Source organism: Streptomyces sp. NPDC014991 (assembly GCF_043080665.1).
Lineage (GTDB): Bacteria > Actinomycetota > Actinomycetes > Streptomycetales > Streptomycetaceae > Streptomyces.
This window is the reverse complement of sequence record NZ_JBIBVY010000001.1, coordinates 416,334-434,562: the sequence shown is the minus strand read 5'-3', so window position 1 is coordinate 434,562 and position 18,229 is coordinate 416,334. Positions and strand designations below refer to the sequence as shown.

At 73.9% G+C, this 18,229-nt stretch carries 15 protein-coding genes; 6 read left to right on the top strand and 9 right to left on the bottom strand.

Annotation, left to right across the window (positions count from 1 at the left end; translation table 11 throughout):
• The first annotated feature begins 446 nt into the window (after positions 1 to 446).
• Positions 447 to 2,492, top strand: a complete 2,046-nt coding sequence (locus tag ACF1BE_RS01955; RefSeq protein ID WP_392197025.1) for a DHA2 family efflux MFS transporter permease subunit — start codon at positions 447 to 449, stop codon at positions 2,490 to 2,492.
• Here ACF1BE_RS01955 and ACF1BE_RS01950 read toward each other — a convergent pair.
• Positions 2,470 to 2,994 (bottom strand): GNAT family N-acetyltransferase, encoded by a 525-nt coding sequence (locus ACF1BE_RS01950; protein ID WP_392197024.1) that lies wholly within the window; start codon positions 2,992 to 2,994, stop codon positions 2,470 to 2,472. The two genes, ACF1BE_RS01955 and ACF1BE_RS01950, sit on opposite strands and share 23 nt — an antisense overlap.
• A 139-nt stretch (positions 2,995 to 3,133) precedes the next feature.
• Here ACF1BE_RS01950 and ACF1BE_RS01945 point away from each other — a divergent pair, with 139 nt between their 5' ends.
• The 3 genes from ACF1BE_RS01945 to ACF1BE_RS01935 all read left to right on the top strand — a co-directional run bounded on the left by ACF1BE_RS01945 (position 3,134) and on the right by ACF1BE_RS01935 (position 5,247).
• Positions 3,134 to 3,793, top strand: coding sequence for a hypothetical protein (locus ACF1BE_RS01945; RefSeq protein ID WP_392197023.1), 660 nt, complete (start codon positions 3,134 to 3,136; stop codon positions 3,791 to 3,793).
• 5 nt (positions 3,794 to 3,798) lie between these two features.
• Positions 3,799 to 4,584, top strand: a complete 786-nt coding sequence (locus ACF1BE_RS01940; RefSeq protein WP_392197022.1) for a hypothetical protein — start codon at positions 3,799 to 3,801, stop codon at positions 4,582 to 4,584.
• 270 nt (positions 4,585 to 4,854) lie between these two features.
• A complete protein-coding gene (locus ACF1BE_RS01935; RefSeq protein WP_392197021.1) occupies positions 4,855 to 5,247 on the top strand; it encodes a hypothetical protein in 393 nt (130 codons plus the stop codon).
• Positions 5,248 to 5,277: 30 nt separating this feature from the next.
• Here the strand turns inward: ACF1BE_RS01935 and ACF1BE_RS01930 are convergent, their stop codons facing one another.
• Positions 5,278 to 5,949, bottom strand: coding sequence for an O-methyltransferase (locus tag ACF1BE_RS01930; RefSeq protein ID WP_392197020.1), 672 nt, complete (start codon positions 5,947 to 5,949; stop codon positions 5,278 to 5,280).
• Positions 5,950 to 6,140: 191 nt separating this feature from the next.
• The gene (gene proP / locus ACF1BE_RS01925) at positions 6,141 to 7,493 is read right to left on the bottom strand and encodes a glycine betaine/L-proline transporter ProP (protein ID WP_392197393.1); all 1,353 of its coding nucleotides are present in this window, start codon (positions 7,491 to 7,493) and stop codon (positions 6,141 to 6,143) included.
• Positions 7,494 to 7,917: 424 nt separating this feature from the next.
• On the opposite strand from proP, the gene ACF1BE_RS01920 reads away from it, so the two are divergent.
• Together ACF1BE_RS01920 and ACF1BE_RS01915 are read left to right on the top strand one after the other, a co-directional pair.
• The gene (locus ACF1BE_RS01920) at positions 7,918 to 9,954 is read left to right on the top strand and encodes a bifunctional glycosyltransferase 87/phosphatase PAP2 family protein (protein WP_392197019.1); all 2,037 of its coding nucleotides are present in this window, start codon (positions 7,918 to 7,920) and stop codon (positions 9,952 to 9,954) included.
• Positions 9,955 to 10,243: 289 nt separating this feature from the next.
• Entirely contained in the window at positions 10,244 to 11,494 is a 1,251-nt protein-coding gene (locus ACF1BE_RS01915; RefSeq protein WP_392197018.1) for an alpha/beta hydrolase, read from the top strand.
• Positions 11,495 to 11,501: 7 nt separating this feature from the next.
• On the opposite strand, the gene ACF1BE_RS01910 is transcribed toward ACF1BE_RS01915, so the two are convergent.
• The 6 genes from ACF1BE_RS01910 to ACF1BE_RS01885 all read right to left on the bottom strand — a co-directional run bounded on the left by ACF1BE_RS01910 (position 11,502) and on the right by ACF1BE_RS01885 (position 17,847).
• Positions 11,502 to 11,915: a transglycosylase SLT domain-containing protein gene (locus tag ACF1BE_RS01910; RefSeq protein ID WP_392197017.1), complete on the bottom strand. Its 414-nt coding sequence runs from the start codon at positions 11,913 to 11,915 to the stop codon at positions 11,502 to 11,504.
• A 333-nt stretch (positions 11,916 to 12,248) separates the two neighbouring features.
• The gene (locus tag ACF1BE_RS01905; RefSeq protein ID WP_392197016.1) at positions 12,249 to 13,076 is read right to left on the bottom strand and encodes an ECF transporter S component; all 828 of its coding nucleotides are present in this window, start codon (positions 13,074 to 13,076) and stop codon (positions 12,249 to 12,251) included.
• Positions 13,073 to 14,821: an ABC transporter ATP-binding protein gene (locus tag ACF1BE_RS01900; RefSeq protein WP_392197015.1), complete on the bottom strand. Its 1,749-nt coding sequence runs from the start codon at positions 14,819 to 14,821 to the stop codon at positions 13,073 to 13,075. Before ACF1BE_RS01900 ends, ACF1BE_RS01905 begins: the two co-directional genes overlap by 4 nt.
• Positions 14,818 to 16,002, bottom strand: a complete 1,185-nt coding sequence (locus ACF1BE_RS01895; protein WP_392197014.1) for a CbiQ family ECF transporter T component — start codon at positions 16,000 to 16,002, stop codon at positions 14,818 to 14,820. Before ACF1BE_RS01895 ends, ACF1BE_RS01900 begins: the two co-directional genes overlap by 4 nt.
• Complete coding sequence (locus tag ACF1BE_RS01890; RefSeq protein WP_392197013.1) at positions 15,989 to 16,633, bottom strand: SCO2322 family protein; 645 nt, start codon at positions 16,631 to 16,633, stop codon at positions 15,989 to 15,991. Before ACF1BE_RS01890 ends, ACF1BE_RS01895 begins: the two co-directional genes overlap by 14 nt.
• Positions 16,630 to 17,847 (bottom strand): prenyltransferase/squalene oxidase repeat-containing protein, encoded by a 1,218-nt coding sequence (locus tag ACF1BE_RS01885; protein WP_392197012.1) that lies wholly within the window; start codon positions 17,845 to 17,847, stop codon positions 16,630 to 16,632. The genes ACF1BE_RS01890 and ACF1BE_RS01885 overlap by 4 nt, the downstream gene beginning before the upstream one ends.
• Positions 17,848 to 18,229: the final 382 nt, after the last annotated feature.

The window sequence follows — 18,229 nt, the reverse complement described above, 5'->3', positions numbered from 1 at the left end:
GCCGGACGGTCGGCCGGCGCGGGCGTGCCGGTCCCTGCCGCCGGACGGCCCGGCGGCCCCGCGGGTGCGTCCGGCCTCGTCACCGGCGCGTCCGGCGGCCCCGCGGGTGCGTCCCGCATCCCCACGTACGGGCGTATCCGCAGCGGGTCGAAGTCCTCCGCCGCTGCCGCTTCGGCCGTGCGTGTCTCGTGCAGGGCCTCCGCGGCACGCTCGGTGCAGTCGCACGACGGTGTGTGGTCCGGTGCCCTCGGCGTCCCGCACTCCGGGCAGCTGGTGTCGCCTTTCCCTGTTCTCCCCGTTTTCCCCGTTTTCCCCGTTTTCCCCGTCACCCGTTCGGCCCTCCCCTCGGGACTCCAGAGATTATGCGGGTCTTCTCGACTCAACAGGCCGTAAGTGGTGACACCGATCACGATGGGAGAGGCGCATCCGAGCCCCGGGAGGTCTTCATGGCCCTGGACACGCACGGCACGGCCAAGGACGAGCGCAGCGGCGAACACGTACCGGGCAGCGTGCTGGTGCCGATCGGCGCCCTGCTGCTCGGCCTCCTGCTGGCCGCGCTGGACCAGACCATCGTGTCGACGGCGCTGCCGACGATCGTCAGCGAACTCGGCGGTCTGGAGCATCTGTCCTGGGTCGTCACGGCCTACCTGCTGGCGTCGACCGCCGCGACCCCTCTGTGGGGCAAGCTCGGTGACCAGTACGGACGCAAGCGGCTCTTCCAGATGGCCATCGTGCTCTTCCTGATCGGCTCGGCGCTGTGCGGGGCCGCGCAGGACATGCCCCAGCTGATTGCCTTCCGGGCGCTCCAGGGCCTGGGCGGCGGCGGGCTGATGGTGCTGTCCATGGCGATCGTCGGCGACATCGTGCCCCCGCGGGAACGCGGTCGCTACCAGGGCCTGTTCGGTTCCGTCTTCGGCGCGACCAGCGTGCTCGGGCCGCTGCTCGGCGGGCTGTTCACCGAGCACCTGAGCTGGCGCTGGGTGTTCTACGTCAACCTGCCCGTCGGTGTCGTCGCGCTCGCCGTGATCGCCGTCGCCCTGCACATCCCGCACCGGGCCGCCCGCCATGTCATCGACTACCCGGGCACGTTCCTGATCGCGGCCGTCGCCACCTGCCTGGTCCTGGTCGCCTCGCTCGGCGGCACCACCTGGGCCTGGGGGTCGGCGCAGATCATCGGGCTGGCGGTGCTGGGCGTCCTGCTGGCGGTGGCGTTCGTCGCCGTGGAGCGCCGGGCCGCCGAACCGGTCCTGCCGCTAGGGCTGTTCCGCATCCGCACCTTCACCCTGGCCGCCGTGATCAGCTTCATCGTCGGTTTCGCCATGTTCGGCGCGATGACCTACCTGCCGACGTTCCTCCAGGTCGTGCGCGGCGTCTCCCCGACCCTGTCCGGCGTGCACATGCTGCCGATGGTGGTCGGCCTGCTGCTCTCGTCCACGGTCTCCGGGCAGATCGTCAGCCGCACCGGCCGCTGGAAGGTGTTCCCGGTCGTCGGCACCGCCGTCACCACCCTCGGCCTCCTCCTGCTGCACCGGCTCGACGAACGCACCGGGACCGTCGAGACGAGCGCCAGCCTGTTCGTCTTCGGCCTCGGTCTCGGCCTGGTCATGCAGGTCCTCGTGCTCATCGTGCAGAACGCCGTCTCCTACGAGGACCTGGGCGTCGCCACCTCCGGCGTCACCTTCTTCCGCTCCATCGGCGCCGCCTTCGGCGTGGCCATCTTCGGCTCGGTCTTCGCCGGCCGCCTCGGTGACAAGCTCGCCGACGCCCTGCGGGGGCTGCGCCTGCCGCCCGGCGCGACCCCCGACGCGCTCCGAGCCGACCCGCGGGGCATCGCCGCCCTGCCGCCGGCGCTGCGCCCGGCGGCCCTGCACGCGTACGCGTCCGCCATCACCGACGTCTTCCTGTACGCCGCGCCCGTCGCCGCTCTCGGCTTCGTGCTGGCCTGGTTCCTGAAGGAGGACCGCCTGCGCGGCTCGGTCACCGCACCGGACATCTCCGAGACGATCCCGCCCAACCCCGTCGAGCGCTCCTCCTACGACGAGGTGTGCCGCGCCCTGTCCGTGCTCGGCACCCGCGAGGGCCGCCGCGAGATCTACCGGGACATCACCGAACGGGCCGGATACGACCTGCTGCCCGCCGCCAGCTGGCTGCTGCTGCGCATCCGCCGGTACGGCTCCGTGGAACCGGCCGTGCTCGCCGAGCGCAGCCCCGTCCCGCTCCAGGCGGTCATGGCCGCCGCCCGCCAGGTCGAGGAGCGGCGGCTCGCCGAGCGCCATGGCCTGGAGCTGGTGCTGACCCGCACGGGCCGCGAGGCCACCGAACGGCTCACCAGGGCCCGCGAGGAGACCCTGGGCGAGCTGCTCGGCGACTGGTGGCACCAGGGCCGTTCCACCGACCTGACACAGCTGGTCCGGGACCTCACGGGCGAACTGTGCGGCACCGAACGCGAACGCCCGCACGACGGCACGGTCACGAGGACCGCGTCGCGCTGAGGGGCTGCGGCGGGCCCAGTTCCTTGCGGAACCAGTGCTCGGCGTACGGTTCGTCGTTGTGCGGCCCGGTCTCGGTGTAGCCGAGCCGGGCGTACAGGGCGCGGGCCTCGACCAGATCGCCGCGGGTGTCCAGCAGCATCCGCCGGGCACCGAGGTCGCGGGCCGCCTCCTCGGCGGCGGCGACGAGCAGCGCGGCCCCGCCCCGGCCGCGCGCTCCCTCCCGCACGAACACCCGCGTCAGTTCGGCCGTGTCGGCGTCGAGCAGCCGTACGCCCGCCGACCCGGCCGGCGCCCCCTCGTACCACCCGACGAGCAGTCGCCCCGTGGGCGGGGCGAGTTCGGCGCCCGGGTGGGCCGCGATCTCCCGCTCCAGCTCGTCCGGGTCGGTGCGGTGCCCCTCGTGCAGCAGGTACCAGCGGTCGCTGACCTCCGTGTAGTACGCCCGCCACAGGGCGGCGGCGGCCGGGGAGTCGTACGGCTCCGGAGCGATCGTCCATGTCATGCGGCCATTGTCGGGAGGGTCCCCTCACTCTCGGCAACCGAATATGCGCGGCGGCGTGCGGGAGGCCGTTTGTGGCCCGTGTTCCGGGTCACACGAAGGATGAACCGGCCAGCGGGGCCGGTCCGACTGGAAGGCAACCATGTCCACAGGCATGATCATCGCGTTGGCCGTGATCGTGGCCGTCGTGGTCGTCGGGGCGCTGGCCCTGATCGCGCGCAGCCGCGGGCGGCACGGCGGGTCCAACCTCCAGCGGCGCTTCGGGCCCGAGTACGAGCGGACCGTGGCCCTGCACGACGGTGACACCAAGGCGGCCGAACGGGAGCTGACCGGGCGCCTCGAACGCCACGGCGAGCTGCGGGAACGGCCGCTCGACCCCGCCGAGCGGCAGCGCTGGGCGGACCGCTGGACGGCCGTCCAGGAGCGTTTCGTCGACTCCCCGCGCGAGGCGGTGGCCGACGCCGACCGGTTGCTCGCGGAACTCGCCGCGGTACGCGGCTACCCCGACGGCGAGCGGTACGAGGAGCAGCTCGACGCGCTGTCCGTGCACCACGCCGAGCACGTCGACGGCTACCGCCGGGTGCACCGGGCCGCCCGCACCGGCACCGGCACGGACGGGTCCGGCGCCGGGACGGAGGAGCTGCGGTCGGCGCTGCTGGGCGCCCGTGCCCTCTTCGACGACCTGACGAGCACGGAACCCGGCCGGCACCGCGCCTCCGCCGGCACGGACCACCCCAAGAGTCTGACCGGCACCCGTTCCCACACCCCGGTCCTCCACCGGAGCCGGCCGAAGGAGAGCTGAGAACCATGCCGGACAGGACGAGCGGTACGGGCGACGACCGGCGCTTCACGCGCACCCCGGCGGACGCGGGGGTGCCGGCCGGCGAGGCCGCGCAGAACGACGAGTGGGCAGCCGGAGACGCGGCGCCGGGCCACCGCACGCCGAGGGAGGCCCTGCCGCAGGAGCGGCTCCCCGGCGAACCGGCCCCGGCCGAGCACGCGGGCGGCCGGCTTCCGGGCTCGGCCGGCCCCGTCCGGGAAGGGCTGACGGCCGACGACCGCACCCCGCGGGACACGGCACGGCCCGCGCCGGGACCGGACACGGGAGGACTCGCCACGCCCCGGGACACGGCGGCACCCGCCGCCGGGGCCTTCGGCCCGGGACACGGCACCGAGGGCCTGCGTCCCGGCACGGAGGACCTGGGCCAGGAGACACCCGGTACCGGTACCGGTACCGGTACCGGCGGGGACGAGACGTCCGCCGCGTCCGGCGCCCCTCACGCGGCGCACGCCGGCGCCGGCGTGGACGCCCCGCTGCTCCCGCACGACGAGGCGGACCGGTGGGAACGGCGGATGCGGGAGGTCGTCTCCGGGTTCGTGGACGAGCCGAAGGCGGCCGTCGTGGAGGCCGACCGGGCGCTGGAGGAGATCGCCGCACGATTCACGGAGGCGGTGACGGAACGCCGCCGCACCCTGCGCACCTCCTGGGAGGGCGGAGAGGACGGCGGGCCCGGTGCCGGGACCGACACCGAACAGCTGCGGCTCGCCCTGCGCGACTACCGGGAACTGGCCGGACGCCTGCTGCACGGCTGACTCCGGTCCGTCCCCCCCCTGGCGGCAGCCCTGCGCTGCCGCCATTTCGCGTGCCGGCTCAACGTCGTGCGGCGCGTCACGGATCCGCCGGGCCCTCTCCCGCGCTCGACCGGGTCCGAGCGAGGACACCCCCGTCACGAACGGGACGCCCGGTGGCTGCCGCGCGGTCATGAACCCATTGTGCCGGACGGGACCCCGCCGGGCGTTTTATCATGCGGCGGTGGTACGGCGATCCGCCCACCGCGCCAGGACGTTTCAGGGGGAACGCTCGTGCTCGAACTCACCATGGCCGCCGTCTCAGGGGAGGACGCGGGCGCCACAGCCGGCATGACGATGGCCGAAGCGCCCAGCGAGCCCGGGGCCGTGCTGCGGGTCGGCCGCGACGGCACCGTGTGCCGGCTGGCCACCCCCGAGGACTGGCTGTTCGTCTCCCGGATCCACCTGGAGTTCCGGTGCGGCCCCGACGGTGCCTGGCAGGTGACCTGGCTGCGCGGCTCACAGCCCGACCCGGCCTCCGAGGTACGGGTGGCCGTCGGGGAGCACGCCCAGCCCGTCGGCTACGGCGCGACCGTCCCGCTGCCGTACGGCGGGTCCGGTGAGATCGTCATCCAGGACCGCACCGCACCGCGCAGCGTGAACGTGGGCTTCTACCACGAGCCGTGAGGCGGCTGCCGGCGCACCGCGTCCCGGCGGTCAGCCCAGCACGTGGGCCAGCGCGAACCCGTCGTAACCCTTGCTGCCGACCGTCTGGATCGCCGTACCGCTCAGTCTCGGGTGGGTGGCGATCAGCTCGATCGCCGCGCGGGTGCCCACCACGTCCGGCTCGGTGCTGTCCGCGTCGGCCACCCGGCCGCCGCGCACCACGTTGTCCACGACGATGAGGCTGCCCGCGCGGGTGAGCCGCAGCGCCCACTCCACGTAGTGCCCGTTGTTGACCTTGTCGGCGTCGATGAACACCAGGTCGAAGGGGGCCGGGTTCTCGTCGGCGAGCTTGGGCAGCGACTCCAGCGCCGGACCCACCCGTACCTGCGCGATCCGCTCCAGGCCCGCGCGGGCGATGTTCCGGTTGGCCACCTCGGCGTGCTTGGCGTTGTACTCCAGCGACACCAGCCGGCCGTCCTCGGGCAGGGCCCGGGCCAGCCAGATCGTGCTGTAGCCGCCGAGCGTGCCGATCTCCAGGATGTTGCGGGCGCCCTGGAGCCGGGCGAGCAGGTGCAGGAGCTTGCCCTGCGCGGCCGTCACGCTGATCTGCGGCAGCCCCGCGGCCTCACTTTCCCGCAGGGCCGCCCGCAGCGCCTCGTCGTCCGGCGATAGCCGGCTGATGAGGTAGTCGTCGACGTCGTCCCACAGCTGCGACCCGCTCATAGCGCCTGCTGCCTTTCCGAGTGTCATTCCCGAGTCTTCCCCGGACTGCCTGCCTCTGCCCACCCAGATGATCCCAGCAGAGATCCCCGCACCCCCCAAGGGGCACGGGGAACCGCGCGATCAGCTACGACCGAGCCGCAGCCGGCGAGCAACCGCAAGGCTCGCTGCGCTCGCCGGCGACGTGCCGACGGTCACCGCTCCTCCACCGCCGGCGCGGACCCCGGCAGCGGCCGGCCCGCGGACTCGGACATCCGCCACACCGCGAACCCGCCCACGACAGCCGCGGCCATCATGTAGTACGCGGGCATCATCATGTTCCCGGTCAACCCGATCAGCGCGGTCACGACGAGCGGAGTCGTCCCGCCGAACAGGGACACGGAGACGTTGAAGCCGATCGACAGGGAGCCGTAGCGCACCCGGGTCGGGAAGAGCGCGGGCAGCGCGGCCGGCATGGCGGCCGTGAAGCAGACCAGCAGCAGACCCAGCGCGCCCATGCCCAGCGCGACGGCGACCAGGCTGCCCTGGCGGATGAGCAGCAGCGCGGGAACGGACAGCAGCAGGAAGCCCGCACAGCCCGCCGCGATGACCGGCCGGCGGCCGACGCGGTCGGTCAGGGCGCCCGCGAACGGCTGGACGACCATCATCAGGGCCATCACGCCGAGCACGACCAGCAGACCGTGCGTCTCGTCGTACTTCAGCTCACTGGTGAGGTAGCTCGGCATGTACGACAGCAGCATGTAGTCGGTGACGTTGAAGACCAGGACCAGGCCCATGCACAGCAGCAGCGCCTTCCACTGACCCGTGACCATCTCGCGCAGCGGCACCTTCGGCCGGGCGGCCTCCGCCTTCTCGACCTCGGCGGCGAACGCCGGGGTCTCCTCCAGGCGCATCCGCAGGTACAGGCCGATGATGCCCATGGGGCCCGCGATCAGGAACGGGATCCGCCAGCCCCAGGAGGTGAGGTCGTCGGAGGAGAGCAGGGCCGTCATCAGGGTGACCAGGCCGGCGCCGCCGATGTAACCGGCGAGCGTGCCGAACTCCAGCCAGCTGCCGAGGAAGCCGCGCTTCTTGTCCGGGGCGTACTCGGCGATGAACGTGGTGGCGCCCGCGTACTCGCCGCCGGTGGAGAACCCCTGCACGAGCCGCGCGGCCAGCAGCAGGAGCGGCGCGCCGACGCCGATCGTGGCGTACGACGGGATCAGGCCGATCGCGAACGTGCCCGCGGCCATCATGATCATGGTGACGGCGAGGACCTTCTGCCGGCCGACGCGGTCGCCCAGCGGGCCGAAGACCATGCCGCCGAGCGGGCGGACCAGGAAGGCCGCCGCGAAGGCGCCGAAGGTCGACAGCAGCTGCGCGGTCGGGTTGCCGGACGGGAAGAAGACCTTGCCCAGGGTGACCGCGATGTAGCTGTAGACACCGAAGTCGAACCATTCCATCGCGTTGCCGAGCGCGGCCGCCTTCACGGCGCGCTTGACGAGCGCCGGGTCGGTGACGGTGACATCGCCGGTGTCTCGGGCCGTGGTGGCCCGTCGTGCCTTCAGGGGCGGGTTGACGGCTGTGAAGGTCGCCAAGACGGAGCTCGCCTACCTTTCGACGGGGACAGGGACGGACCCGGACGGCGTCGCTGACGTACGACGGGCCGAAAAACGACCATAGGGGCATGTCTGCCCTTTACGTACGGTGTGCGAATCGATGCAGCATGCAATTAAAGGCCGGATACGCAGGTACTCCTGCCCACTCACTCACTGCCATTCCGCCTGATCAGTGTGATCCTTGTCGCGTCCACGGCCCGCAACCGCGGGTCGCCGGGACGGTCGTGTTCCGGACAAAAGGCCGATCGACGTCAGGTGAAGCGGAGGTTTCCTGCGTCCCTGCCCAGGGGGTCTGAAAGCCTCGGAAGAGGCGCGGACGGACCCGGCGCGCAGGGCGCGCCCGGGACGCGACGGGGCGGGAGGCCGAACAGGCGTGGCGAACGTGCGGCACAGCGGACGACCGACGGATGCCTTCGGCGAGGCGGCTACCGGGAACCGGCTGCGCGCCGCCCGGCTCGCCCTGTGGACGATCGCGGCGATCCTCGCCCTACGGCAGACGACCGTCGTCCTGACCACACCGAGCGGCGATCGGCTCACCGACCTGGAAACCTGGGTCGGCCCCGAGGGCGTCCTGCACGTCAAGGGCTCGATCTACGACTCCACGCGGTTCACCGGCACGCCCTTCGGCGGCCTGGCCCTCAAGCCCCTCACCCGTTCGGCGGAAGCCGCCCTCGGCTGGGGCTGGACCTTCGGCACCCTGCTGCTGGTCGTCGCCCTCGGCCTGGTGGCTGCCCGTGCGCTGCCCCAGCCGGTCAGCCGGCGCACCTCACTGCTGGCCGCGCCGGCCGCCGTCAGCCTCCTCATGCTGTCGCTGCCGGTCCGCAGCGCCCTGTGGCTCGGCCAGACCAGCATCATCCCGGTGCTGCTCGTCCTGCTCGGCTGCTTCACCGTCCGCGGGCAGCGGGCGAGCGGCCTGTGCCTGGGCCTGGCCGCCGCCCTCCAGCCGACCGTCCTGCTCTTCGCCCCGCTGCTGTGGTTCACCGGCCGCCGCCGGGCCGCCCTCGCCACGGCCGGCACCTTCGCCGCGTGCACCGCGCTGGCCTGGGCGGCGCTGCCGCACGACTCCGCCACCTACTGGGTGCACCACATGGCCGGCGTGGGCCTCGGCGGCAAGGCCGACGGCCTCGCCAACCAGTCCCTGCACGGTGCCCTGCTCCGCCTCGGCCTCACCGGCCCCCTGGAGATCACCTCTTTCCTGCTGCTCGGCGCCGCCGTCGCCGGCCTCGCCCTGCGCCGTGCCGTCCGCTATGCCCACGACGGCCAGCTCCTGCTGGCCGTGGCGGTCACCGGCTGCGCCGCGGTCGCCGTGTCCCCCACCACCTGGCAGCACCAGCTGCTGTGGGTGCTGCTCGCGGTGGTCGGCCGGGTCGGCAGGCGGGCCTCCGACCGCTACGTCTGGCCGGTCGCGGTGATCCTCGTGACCACGCTCCCGGCGAAGATGATGCTGCCGGACATGCCGGTGATGTACCCGCTGCGGGACAACCTGGTGCTGCTCGCTGCCCTCGCCGCCGCCACGGCCGCCCCCTTCCTGTCCCGCACCTCGCCGTACTACCAGGTCCCGGTCGCGACCGAGTACGCCCCGCAGCCCCCGGCCCGCTTCCGCCACGTCCCGCTGCTGCCGGTCCTGCGCCGGGTCCTCACCCGCCCCGACCTCCTCCTGGAGCTGCTCCTCATCCGCGTCACGTACGCGGCCTACCAACAGGTACGGCTGGCCGCGACCGGCGGCACCAACTCCGGGGGCCGGGCCACCGCGGAGCACCACGGCCGTCTGGTCCTGGACGCCGAACGTTTCCTGCACATCGACATCGAGCGCACCGTCAACCACGCCGTCGTGAGGATCGGCTGGCTGCGGGAATTCTTCGACTACTACTACGAGTCCTTCCACTTCGTCGTCCCGCTCACCGTCCTCGCCGTCCTGTACTGGCGCCGCCCGGTCGACTACCGCTGGGCCCGCGCCTCCCTCGGCTTCGCCACCTTCCTCGCGCTGACCGGCTTCTGGCTCTTCCCGCTCGCCCCGCCCCGCCTGATGCCGGCCCTCGGCATCATCGACACCGTCCACGGCGCCCAGGACTTCTCCAAGCCGGACTACGGCACCCTGACCGCTCTCACCAACCAGTACGCCGCGATGCCGTCCCTGCACTTCGGCTGGTCCCTGTGGTGCGGGATCGTCATCGCGGTCATCGCCCCGAAGTGGTGGATGAAGGCCCTCGGCCTGCTCCACCCGCTCTTCACGGTCTCGGCCATCGTCGCCACCGGCAACCACTGGGTACTGGACGCGGTCGGCGGCGCTGTGGTGGTCGGGGCGGGGTTCGGACTGTCGTACGTGCTCCAGGGGCCGCGGGCCCGGCCGGTCGCGCGGTCGGCGGCCGGGAGCAGCCGGGAGTCGGTGAAGGAAGCGGCCCCCGGCTGATCGCTACGCCCGGCGGGCCGGCCGCTTCTCGACTGCGGCGTCGACCAGCGTAAGCCCCCGGCCACTCTCCGCGTCCTCAGAGGTGTGCTCTGTCACGGAAGGGAGTTCGTCACCAGCCGCAGCCCGCGCAACTCCGGGTCCGGTACCGGTGGTGTCGGCGTCGCTCCTCCGGGGGGACGGTGGCCGTGGAAGGTGGAAAGAACTCCACCCGGCCCGCGAAAGAAGTCCACCCCGAGGACGGGGGGCTCTCGGATGTCCCGGCGCGGCCTGCGTCCGTAGCGTTCCGGACATGACACAGGACACGCGCGAAGTGGTGGGAAAGCAGCCCGGTCGGTCCCTGCGGAAGGGCCCGGCGGTCACCCTGGGCGCCCTGGTGCTCGTCGGTGCCGCCGGGGTGGTGCCGGGGCTGCCCGCGGCCGAGGGGCACGTCAGCGGTGACCGGGGGGAGGTCGTGTCCGTCGTGCCGGTGGCCGCGCACAGCCGCGCCGAGATCGCCCGCGCCCTGGGTGAGCGGCACATCGGTGCCGTCCCGCTGCGCTACGGCGTCCTCGCGTACCGGGTGACGTACCGCACGGTGGACCCGCAGGGGCGACCGACCACCGCGACCGGCCTGCTGACCGTGCCGTCGGGCGGCGGGCACCGTCTGGGCCTGGTCTCCGACACCCACGGCACCATGGCGAACCGCGCCTACGCCCCTTCCGTCGCGGAGGACGCGCGCACCCGGTCGTACCTGTTCGCCGCCACCGGGCGCGCGGTCGCCGCACCCGACTACCTGGGGCTGGGGGAAGGACCGGGACGGCACCCCTACATGGACACCGGGTCCGCGGTGACCGCATCCGTGGACATGCTGCGCGCGTCCCGCACGGCGAGCCGTCTGCTGGGGCGCTCACTGGACCGGGACCTGTACGTCACCGGGTTCTCCCAGGGCGGCCAGGTGGCGATGGCGCTGGCCCGGGCCGTGCAGGGTGGCGACGCGGCCGGGTTCCGGCTGAAGGCGGTGGCGCCGGTGGCGGGGCCGTACGACCTCCAGGGCACGGAGGAGCCCGCGCTCACCGACGGGCGGGTCAACAACGTCAGCGGAGTGTTCTACCTCTCCTACTTCCTCGTCGCCCAGAACCGGCTGCACCCGATCTACAAGGACCCCGCCGAGGTGTTCCGGCAGCCCTATGCGGGGCGGGTCGAGGGGCTTTTCGACGGGCGGCACAAGGACGAGGACATCGTCCGGCAGCTCGCGCCCACCGTGCGGCAGCTGCTGACCGACCGCTTCTACCGGCAGCTGCGCAGGCCGGCCGGCGGCCTGCTGGAGGCCCTGCGCGCCAACGGGCACGCCTGTGACTGGAAGCCCGAGGTGCCGGTGCGGCTGTACGCGGGCAACCGCGACACGGACGTGCCCATCGGCAACGCCCGGACATGCGCGCGCACCCTCGCCGGCCGGGGGGCGAGGGTGCGGGTGCTGGAGGTGGGGCCCGTCGACCACTTCGGGTCGGACCGGGCGGCGCTGGCCGGGATCGCGCGCTGGTTCAGCGGTGCGACCGCGTAGGGGCGGCTCAGTACCAGCCGTTGGCCTGCCAGAAGTTCCAGGCCTGGGCGGGGCTGCCGTAGCGGGAGTTCATGTAGTCCAGACCCCACTTGATCTGGGTGGCGGGGTTGGTCTTCCAGTCGGCGCCGGCGGAGGACATCTTCGAGGCCGGCAGGGCCTGGACCAGGCCGTAGGCGCCGGAGGAGCTGTTCGTGGCGCTGGGGTTCCAGCCGCTCTCGTGCTCGACGATCTTGCTGAAGGCGTTGAACTGCGCGGCGTCCGGAATCATCTTGTGCGCGATCGCCTGGGCGGAGGAGGCGGAGGCGGGGGCGGCCTGGGCGGGCGCCGCGGTGAGCGCCATGCCGGCGGTGGCGGCGGCCAGGGCGACGGTGGTGAGGGCCTTCTTGGGGGAAGCGACGCGGCGGATGAAGGAGACGGACACGGAGAAACCTCTTCTGTGGGGGACGGTGGATCACCCGCATGGGAAGGACCACGCGCTGTGGCCGCATGCGTCGGCACCGCGGCCCGGGGGGCTCGTGGTGCCTGGCGACGTCCTCCAGAGAAACAGGCGCGAAACAAGTCCGCAATGACCCCTTTTACTAGTTGTGGCCGGATCTGCCGGTGTGACCGGGTCTGTGGCGTGGGTCTCAAAGCGCAGGTCAGAAGGGGTGCACAGAAGGATGTATCGGACAAATAGGACTACGATCCCGGGTCGTAGGTGACGTGCGTCATGTGGGGTGCTTCACCGTCCCGCTCACCGTGGGGATGCGGCAGCTCACGCACCGGGGCCGTCGAACGTGACCGCCGTCTCGAACGCCGCCCGCCGCGTGGCCCGGCGCAGGGCGCGCAGCACCGCAGGACCGAGGGCGAGCGTCAGCACCACCGTGCACACCGCCCGGCCCAGGTCCCAGCCGAGCGAGGTGGCCAGGCAGTACGCGACGAAGCGGGCCAGGTTGACGGCGACCGGAGCGTCCGCGTCGAAGGAGATGCCCGAGACCGACGCACCCATGAAGGGCCAGCCGGCCAGGTTCATGACCGTGCCGTAGGCGAAGGCCGCCAGGAAGCCGTAGGCGGCCAGCAGCAGCAGTTCGCCGCGACCACGCAGGCGGACCGCACCCGGGAGCAGGCCGGCGCCCGTCGTGAACCAGCCCATCGCCAGCATCTGGAACGGCAGCCACGGCCCCACCCCGCCCGTGAGCAGAGCGGACGCGAACATCGTCACCGAGCCCAGCGCGAACCCGAAGCCCGGACCGAGCACCCGCCCGCTCAGCACCATCAGGAAGAACATCGGCTCCAGGCCCGCCGTCCCCGCGCCGATCGGGCGGAGCGCCGCGCCCGTCGCGGCCAGCACCCCCAGCATGGCCACGGCCTTCGGTCCGAGGTCCGACTCGGAGATCGTCGCCGACACGACCGCCACCAGGAGCAGCAGCAGGCCCGCGAACAGCCACGGCGCGTCCTGGGCGTGTGCACCCAGCCCGGAGCCGGGCGGAGCGAGGAAGGGCCAGCCGAAGGCCGCCACACCCACCGCGCCGGTCAGCGCGAGCGCGGCGACGGAGCGGGGGCCGAGGCGGACGGCACGGATTCGCGGGGTAGGGCGGCTCATGCCAGGGCCTCCCGTACCTCGGACACCGTCAGCCACCGCTGCGGGGCCAGGATCTTCGTCACCTGCGGCGCGAAGGACGGCGACGACACCACGATCTCGGCCGTCGGACCGTCGGCGATCACCTCACCCTCGGCGAGCAGCACCACCCGGTGGGCCAGCTCGGCGGCCAGTTCCACGTCGTGCGTGGCCAGTACGATCGCGTGTCCCTCGGCCGCCAGCCCGCGCAGGACGGCCACCAGACGGCCCTTCGCCGCGTAGTCCAGGCCGCGCGTCGGCTCGTCCAGCAGGAGCAGGGGAGGGCGGGCGGTCAGCACGACGGCCAGGGCGAGTGCCAGACACTGGCCCTCGGACAGGTCACGGGGGTGCGTGCCGTCCGCGATGCCCGGCAGCAGCCCCGACACCAGCGCCCGGCAGGTGCCGGGCGCCGCGCCCGCGTCCCGGTCGGCCGCCGCGCACTCGGCGGCCACCGTGTCCGCGTACAGCAGGTCGCGCGGTTCCTGTGGGACGAGACCGACCTTGCGGACGAGTTCCCGGGGCGAGGCGCGGTGAGGGACGGCTCCGCCGACGGTGACCGTGCCCGCACCGGGCGCCACTAGCCCGACGAGCGAGCCGAGCAGCGTCGACTTCCCGGCGCCGTTGCGGCCCATGAGGGCCACCGTCTCGCCCGGGGTGACGGTCAGGTCCACCCGCCGCAGCGCGTGGACACCGTCCCGGCGCACGGAGAGGGCGCGGACCTCGGCCACGCGCGTGGCCGGCGGCGCCACCGGGCCGGGGGAGGGGCGACGGCGGAAGAAGGGACGGCGGGCGGGTCCGGCGGGTGCGGGGCGCCGCGACTGGGCGGGGACGCCGGCGGAGGCGGTGCCGGCGGTGGTGGCAGTGCCGGTGACGGTGGAGGCGGTGGCGGTGGTCGCGGTCGCTGTCGTGGTCGTGGCGCTCAGGCGGGTGCGCAGGCCGGCGGCGCGGCGGCGGGCGTCCCGGACGGTCAGGGGGAGGGGGGACCAGCCGGCCAGCCGGCCCAGGTCCACCACCGGCGGGAACACCGGGGACACGGCCATCACCTCGGCCGGGGGACCGACGACCGGAGCCGCACCGGGTGCCGGCAGCAGGACGACCCGGTCGGCGTACTGGATCACCCGCTCCAGCCGGTGCTCGGCCATCAGCACCGTCGTCCCCAGGTCGTGCACCAGCCGCTGCACCACGGCCAGCACCTCCTCCGCGGCGGCCGGGTCCAGCGCCGACGTCGGCTCGTCCAGGACCAGCACCCGTGGATGCGGGGTGAGGACCGAGCCGATCGCGACGCGCTGGCGCTGCCCGCCGGACAGTGTGGCGATGGGCCGGTCCCGCAGCCCGGCCAGACCCAGCAGATCGAGGGTCTCCTCCACCCGGCGCCGCATCACCTCCGGGGCGAGCCCCAACGACTCCATGCCGTAGGCGAGTTCGTCCTCCACGGTGTCCGTCACGAAGTGCGCGAGCGGATCCTGGCCCACCGTGCCGACCACGTCGGCCAGATGGCGCGGCCGGTGGGTACGGGTGTCCCGGCCGGCCACCGTGACGCGTCCGCGCAGGGTACCGCCGGTGAAGTGCGGCACCAGCCCGCTCACCGCGCCCAGCACCGTCGACTTGCCGACCCCGGACGGGCCGGCGAGCAGCACCAGTTCACCCTCGGGCACCTCGAAGCAGACGTCGGCGACGGTGGGCCCGGCCGCACCGTCGTACGTCACGCTGACATCCTCGAAGCGGATCACGACGGCTCCCTGGGGACGACGAAGGCGGGCAGCAGGGCGAACAGGACGGCAGCGGCGGGCCAGACCGGAAGCCCGGGGGCGACCAGGGGTACGACCCCCGGGTGCAGCGCCCCCGGATCGCGGACGGAGGCGAGCGTGAGCAGCGCGGCCACCGCGGCACCGGAGCCCGCGACCAGCCAGGCGCGCGCACCCCACGGGTCCGGGCGGTACCGGGTCCGCGGGGAGCGCCGGCCGCCCAGCCGCAGGCCCGCGAGCGCGGCGACGACCCCGGCGAGCAGCACCGGGACACCGTACGTGCCGCCTTCGGCCGTCAGCAGCCCGTACGTTCCCGCGCACACGCCCAGCAGACCGCCGAGGGTGAGCGCGGCCGTCGTACGGCGGACCCGGGCGGGGACCTCGGCGGTACGGCCGTAACCGCGCGCCTCCATCGCGGCGGCCAGCGCCACCGAACGCTCCAACGCGCTCTCCAGGACCGGAAGTCCGACCTGGAACAGGCCCCGCACGCCCCGGTCCGGACGGCCGCGCAGGCGGCGGGCGGCACGCAGCCGCTGGACGTCGGCCACGAGGTGCGGCGCGAAGGTGAGCGCGACGACCACCGCCACGCCCGTCTCGTACAGCGCGCCGGGCAGGGACTTGAGGAGACGGGCCGGGGCGGCCAGCGCGTTCGCCGCGCCGACGCAGACCAGGAGGGTGGCGAGCTTCAGTCCGTCGTACGCGGCGAAGACCACCGCCTCCGCGGTGACCCGGCCACCCAGACGGATGCCCTGCGCCCAGTGCGGCAGCGGGACCTCGGGAAGCGTGAGAAGCGTGTGCGTGCCGGGGATCGGGGAGCCGAGGGCTACCGCGAAGAGAAGACGGACGAGGACGACGGCGAGTCCGAGCCGCGCGAAGGCGGCGTACGAGCGGGACCAGGGCGCGGACGACCGGTGCGTCGCCACGACGTAGCCGGAGGCGGTGATGAGGAGGCCGAGGAGAAGCGGATTGGTGGTACGGCCGGCAGCGACCCCGACCCCGAGAGCCCATGCCCACCAGGCCCCGGGATGCAGAACACCCCCGCGGTAAGCCGACGCCGGCCGCAACGCCTCAGGGGCGCGGGGAGCCGCGCGACCAGCCGCGGCGCGCCCGCACTCACGGGACGGCCCGACACGCCCGTACCCCCCTGCCGTCTCACCCGGCGTCATCGCGCCGCCGCTTGGCCCGCCACACCGCCGCCCCCGCCAGCGCGGCGACCACCGCCACGCCGACCGGCAGCCCCAGCGACGGCCCACCGTTCGACTCGGTCCCGCCGTCGGACGCGGTCTCGCCCCCGCTGGAGGCCTGCTCCCCGCACCCCTTCGCCGGATACCCGGCGATCGCACACAACAGGGCGTTGGTGTCGTAGCGCAGCGGCTTGGCCACCGCGGCCAGCGCATCCGCGGCCGTCGCGTCAGGCGACACCCGCGCGCACGCCGTACGCGACGACGGCGGGGTCTCGCCGGACGGCGCGTCCGATCGCGTACCGAAGTCGAGCACCAGACCCACCCGCTTCGTACCGGACTTCGCGGGTGTCCCCGCACACACTTTGCCGAAGTCCGCCGTACCGCGCGGCCGGCTCGCGTCCGCGGAGTCCGCGCTCACCGCGAACCGGAAGCCCTGCACGCTGCCGTCGTCGGGGCGGACGGACGCCGGGCCCTGCGAGGCGTACGCCCAGTGCCCCCCGGTCCGCTCCCAGAACGACCAGTAGCGGTAACCGGTGGCACCGGCCTGTCCGGCGGAGCCGAACAGGAGCGCCACGGCGAAGAGCACCGGCACGGCACGGCGGACGGCGGTCACGGCTGCCGCTTCTTCCGGCCGCTCAGCAGGAGACCGACGCCGATGCCCGCGACGAGACCGACGCCGACGATCCACCAGACGCCACTGTCGGAGTCCTTCTCGTCGGACGCCGACGGGTCCGCGGCGGAGTCCATGTGCGGGGCGGGGCCGAGGGCGTTGAGGGAGCGGACCAGGCTGGTGCCGTCGAAGTCACCCGGCTGCTCCCCGACCGCGCGGGCGGCGAGGATGAGCTGCGCGTACGCGGCCGGGCCGCTCTGCGTCGCCCACTGGCCGGCGTTCTTCTCCAGCCAGGCGTACGCCTTGTGGGCGGCCTCGGTCCGGCCGTCCGCGGCGAGCGCGACGACGGCGTCCGCGGTGTTGCCGAAGTCGGGCTGGTCCTTGGCGCCGGGCAGCGTGGACCGCAGATGCCCGGTCCTCGCGACGGCCGCCGCGAGGTACGCGCCGGCGTTGTCGGCGACCTGTGTCCGGGTGAGGTGGCCACCCTTGGTGCAGGTGTCCTTCGCCGGGGCCTTGCCGGCCGGGGCGGCGAATCCCTTGCCGAGGGCGCCCAGCAGGCCGGCCGCCGTCGCGTCCGCGTTGGCGAGCAGCTTGCCCTTCTTGTCCGGCTGGAAGGCGAGGGCGCCCCCGCCGTCCTGGTCGCAGGGGACGGACCAGGCGGGCAGCGGGTCGTAGGGGGACCTGCCGGACCTGCGGACGTCCGCCGGGTCCGTGCCCGCGGCGGCCAGCGCGCCGATGACGACGGAGGTGGAGTTGGTGTCGCTGGGGGCGCCCGGGTAGTAGCCCCAGCCGCCGTCCTTGTTCTGCACGGACTTCAGCCAGTCGACGGCCTTGCCGGCCGCGCCGCCGCGTCCGCCGACCGCCGCGAGGGCCTGGACGGCGGCGGCGGTGCTGTTGGTGTCGAGCTTGACCTTGCTGTCGCAGGCCGTGCCGGTGGTGGCGCGGAATGCGGCGAACCCGCCGTTCGCGCACTGCTGTCCGGTGAGCCAGTCCACGGCCGTGGCGGCGGGGCGGTAGCCGAGGGCGCGCTGGGCGACCAGTGTGAGGGACTGCCGCCACACGCCGTCCCACGTCGGGTCGCCCTTGCCGTACAGCCCGGACGGGGCCGTCACCTCGGGGGACGGCGCGGACGGGGACGGGTCGGCGGCCGTGGCGGGCGCGGCGGCGGCCAGCACGCCTACGGCGGCGAGGGCCGCGGCACTGCGGCGGACGTTCATGGTCGGCGACTGCCTCTCCTGCGGGGAGCCGGCGGCGCGCGGGAGACTCCCCGGGCGGCTCGGCTCCGTAGTACTCGACGGTGCCGTGCGCGGCGGGCCGCCGGCGCACGGGAGCCGGTCAACGTCCCGCCCGGGGCGGTCCGGCGCACCGTCGGACGACGGTTCACGGACAGGGGTGTCCCCTGCTCGAGCGAAGTCGAGGGCGTGGGAAGGGCCGGCGCCGGAATTGCACCGGCTTCCCCCCGTACGGGTGTGATGACGACCCCGCCACTGTACCGGCCGCCCCGGGCGGGCCGAGGGGTGGCCGTGGGCACAGGGCCACGGTGACCGGGGTCACGGCCGTGACGGCGACGGGAGCGCGGGTCGCCGCCGGGGCCGGGCC

Excerpts from the sequence above, each read along its gene's own strand:
- ACF1BE_RS01955 (WP_392197025.1), top strand. The coding sequence starts at position 447 with ATGGCCCTGGACACGCACGGCACGGCCAAGGACGAGCGCAGCGGCGAA.
- ACF1BE_RS01950 (WP_392197024.1), bottom strand. The coding sequence starts at position 2,994 with ATGACATGGACGATCGCTCCGGAGCCGTACGACTCCCCGGCCGCCGCC.
- ACF1BE_RS01945 (WP_392197023.1), top strand. The coding sequence starts at position 3,134 with ATGTCCACAGGCATGATCATCGCGTTGGCCGTGATCGTGGCCGTCGTG.
- ACF1BE_RS01940 (WP_392197022.1), top strand. The coding sequence starts at position 3,799 with ATGCCGGACAGGACGAGCGGTACGGGCGACGACCGGCGCTTCACGCGC.
- ACF1BE_RS01930 (WP_392197020.1), bottom strand. The coding sequence starts at position 5,949 with ATGAGCGGGTCGCAGCTGTGGGACGACGTCGACGACTACCTCATCAGC.
- ACF1BE_RS01915 (WP_392197018.1), top strand. The coding sequence starts at position 10,244 with ATGACACAGGACACGCGCGAAGTGGTGGGAAAGCAGCCCGGTCGGTCC.
- ACF1BE_RS01905 (WP_392197016.1), bottom strand. The coding sequence starts at position 13,076 with ATGAGCCGCCCTACCCCGCGAATCCGTGCCGTCCGCCTCGGCCCCCGC.
- ACF1BE_RS01895 (WP_392197014.1), bottom strand. The coding sequence starts at position 16,002 with ATGACGCCGGGTGAGACGGCAGGGGGGTACGGGCGTGTCGGGCCGTCC.
- ACF1BE_RS01885 (WP_392197012.1), bottom strand. The coding sequence starts at position 17,847 with ATGAACGTCCGCCGCAGTGCCGCGGCCCTCGCCGCCGTAGGCGTGCTG.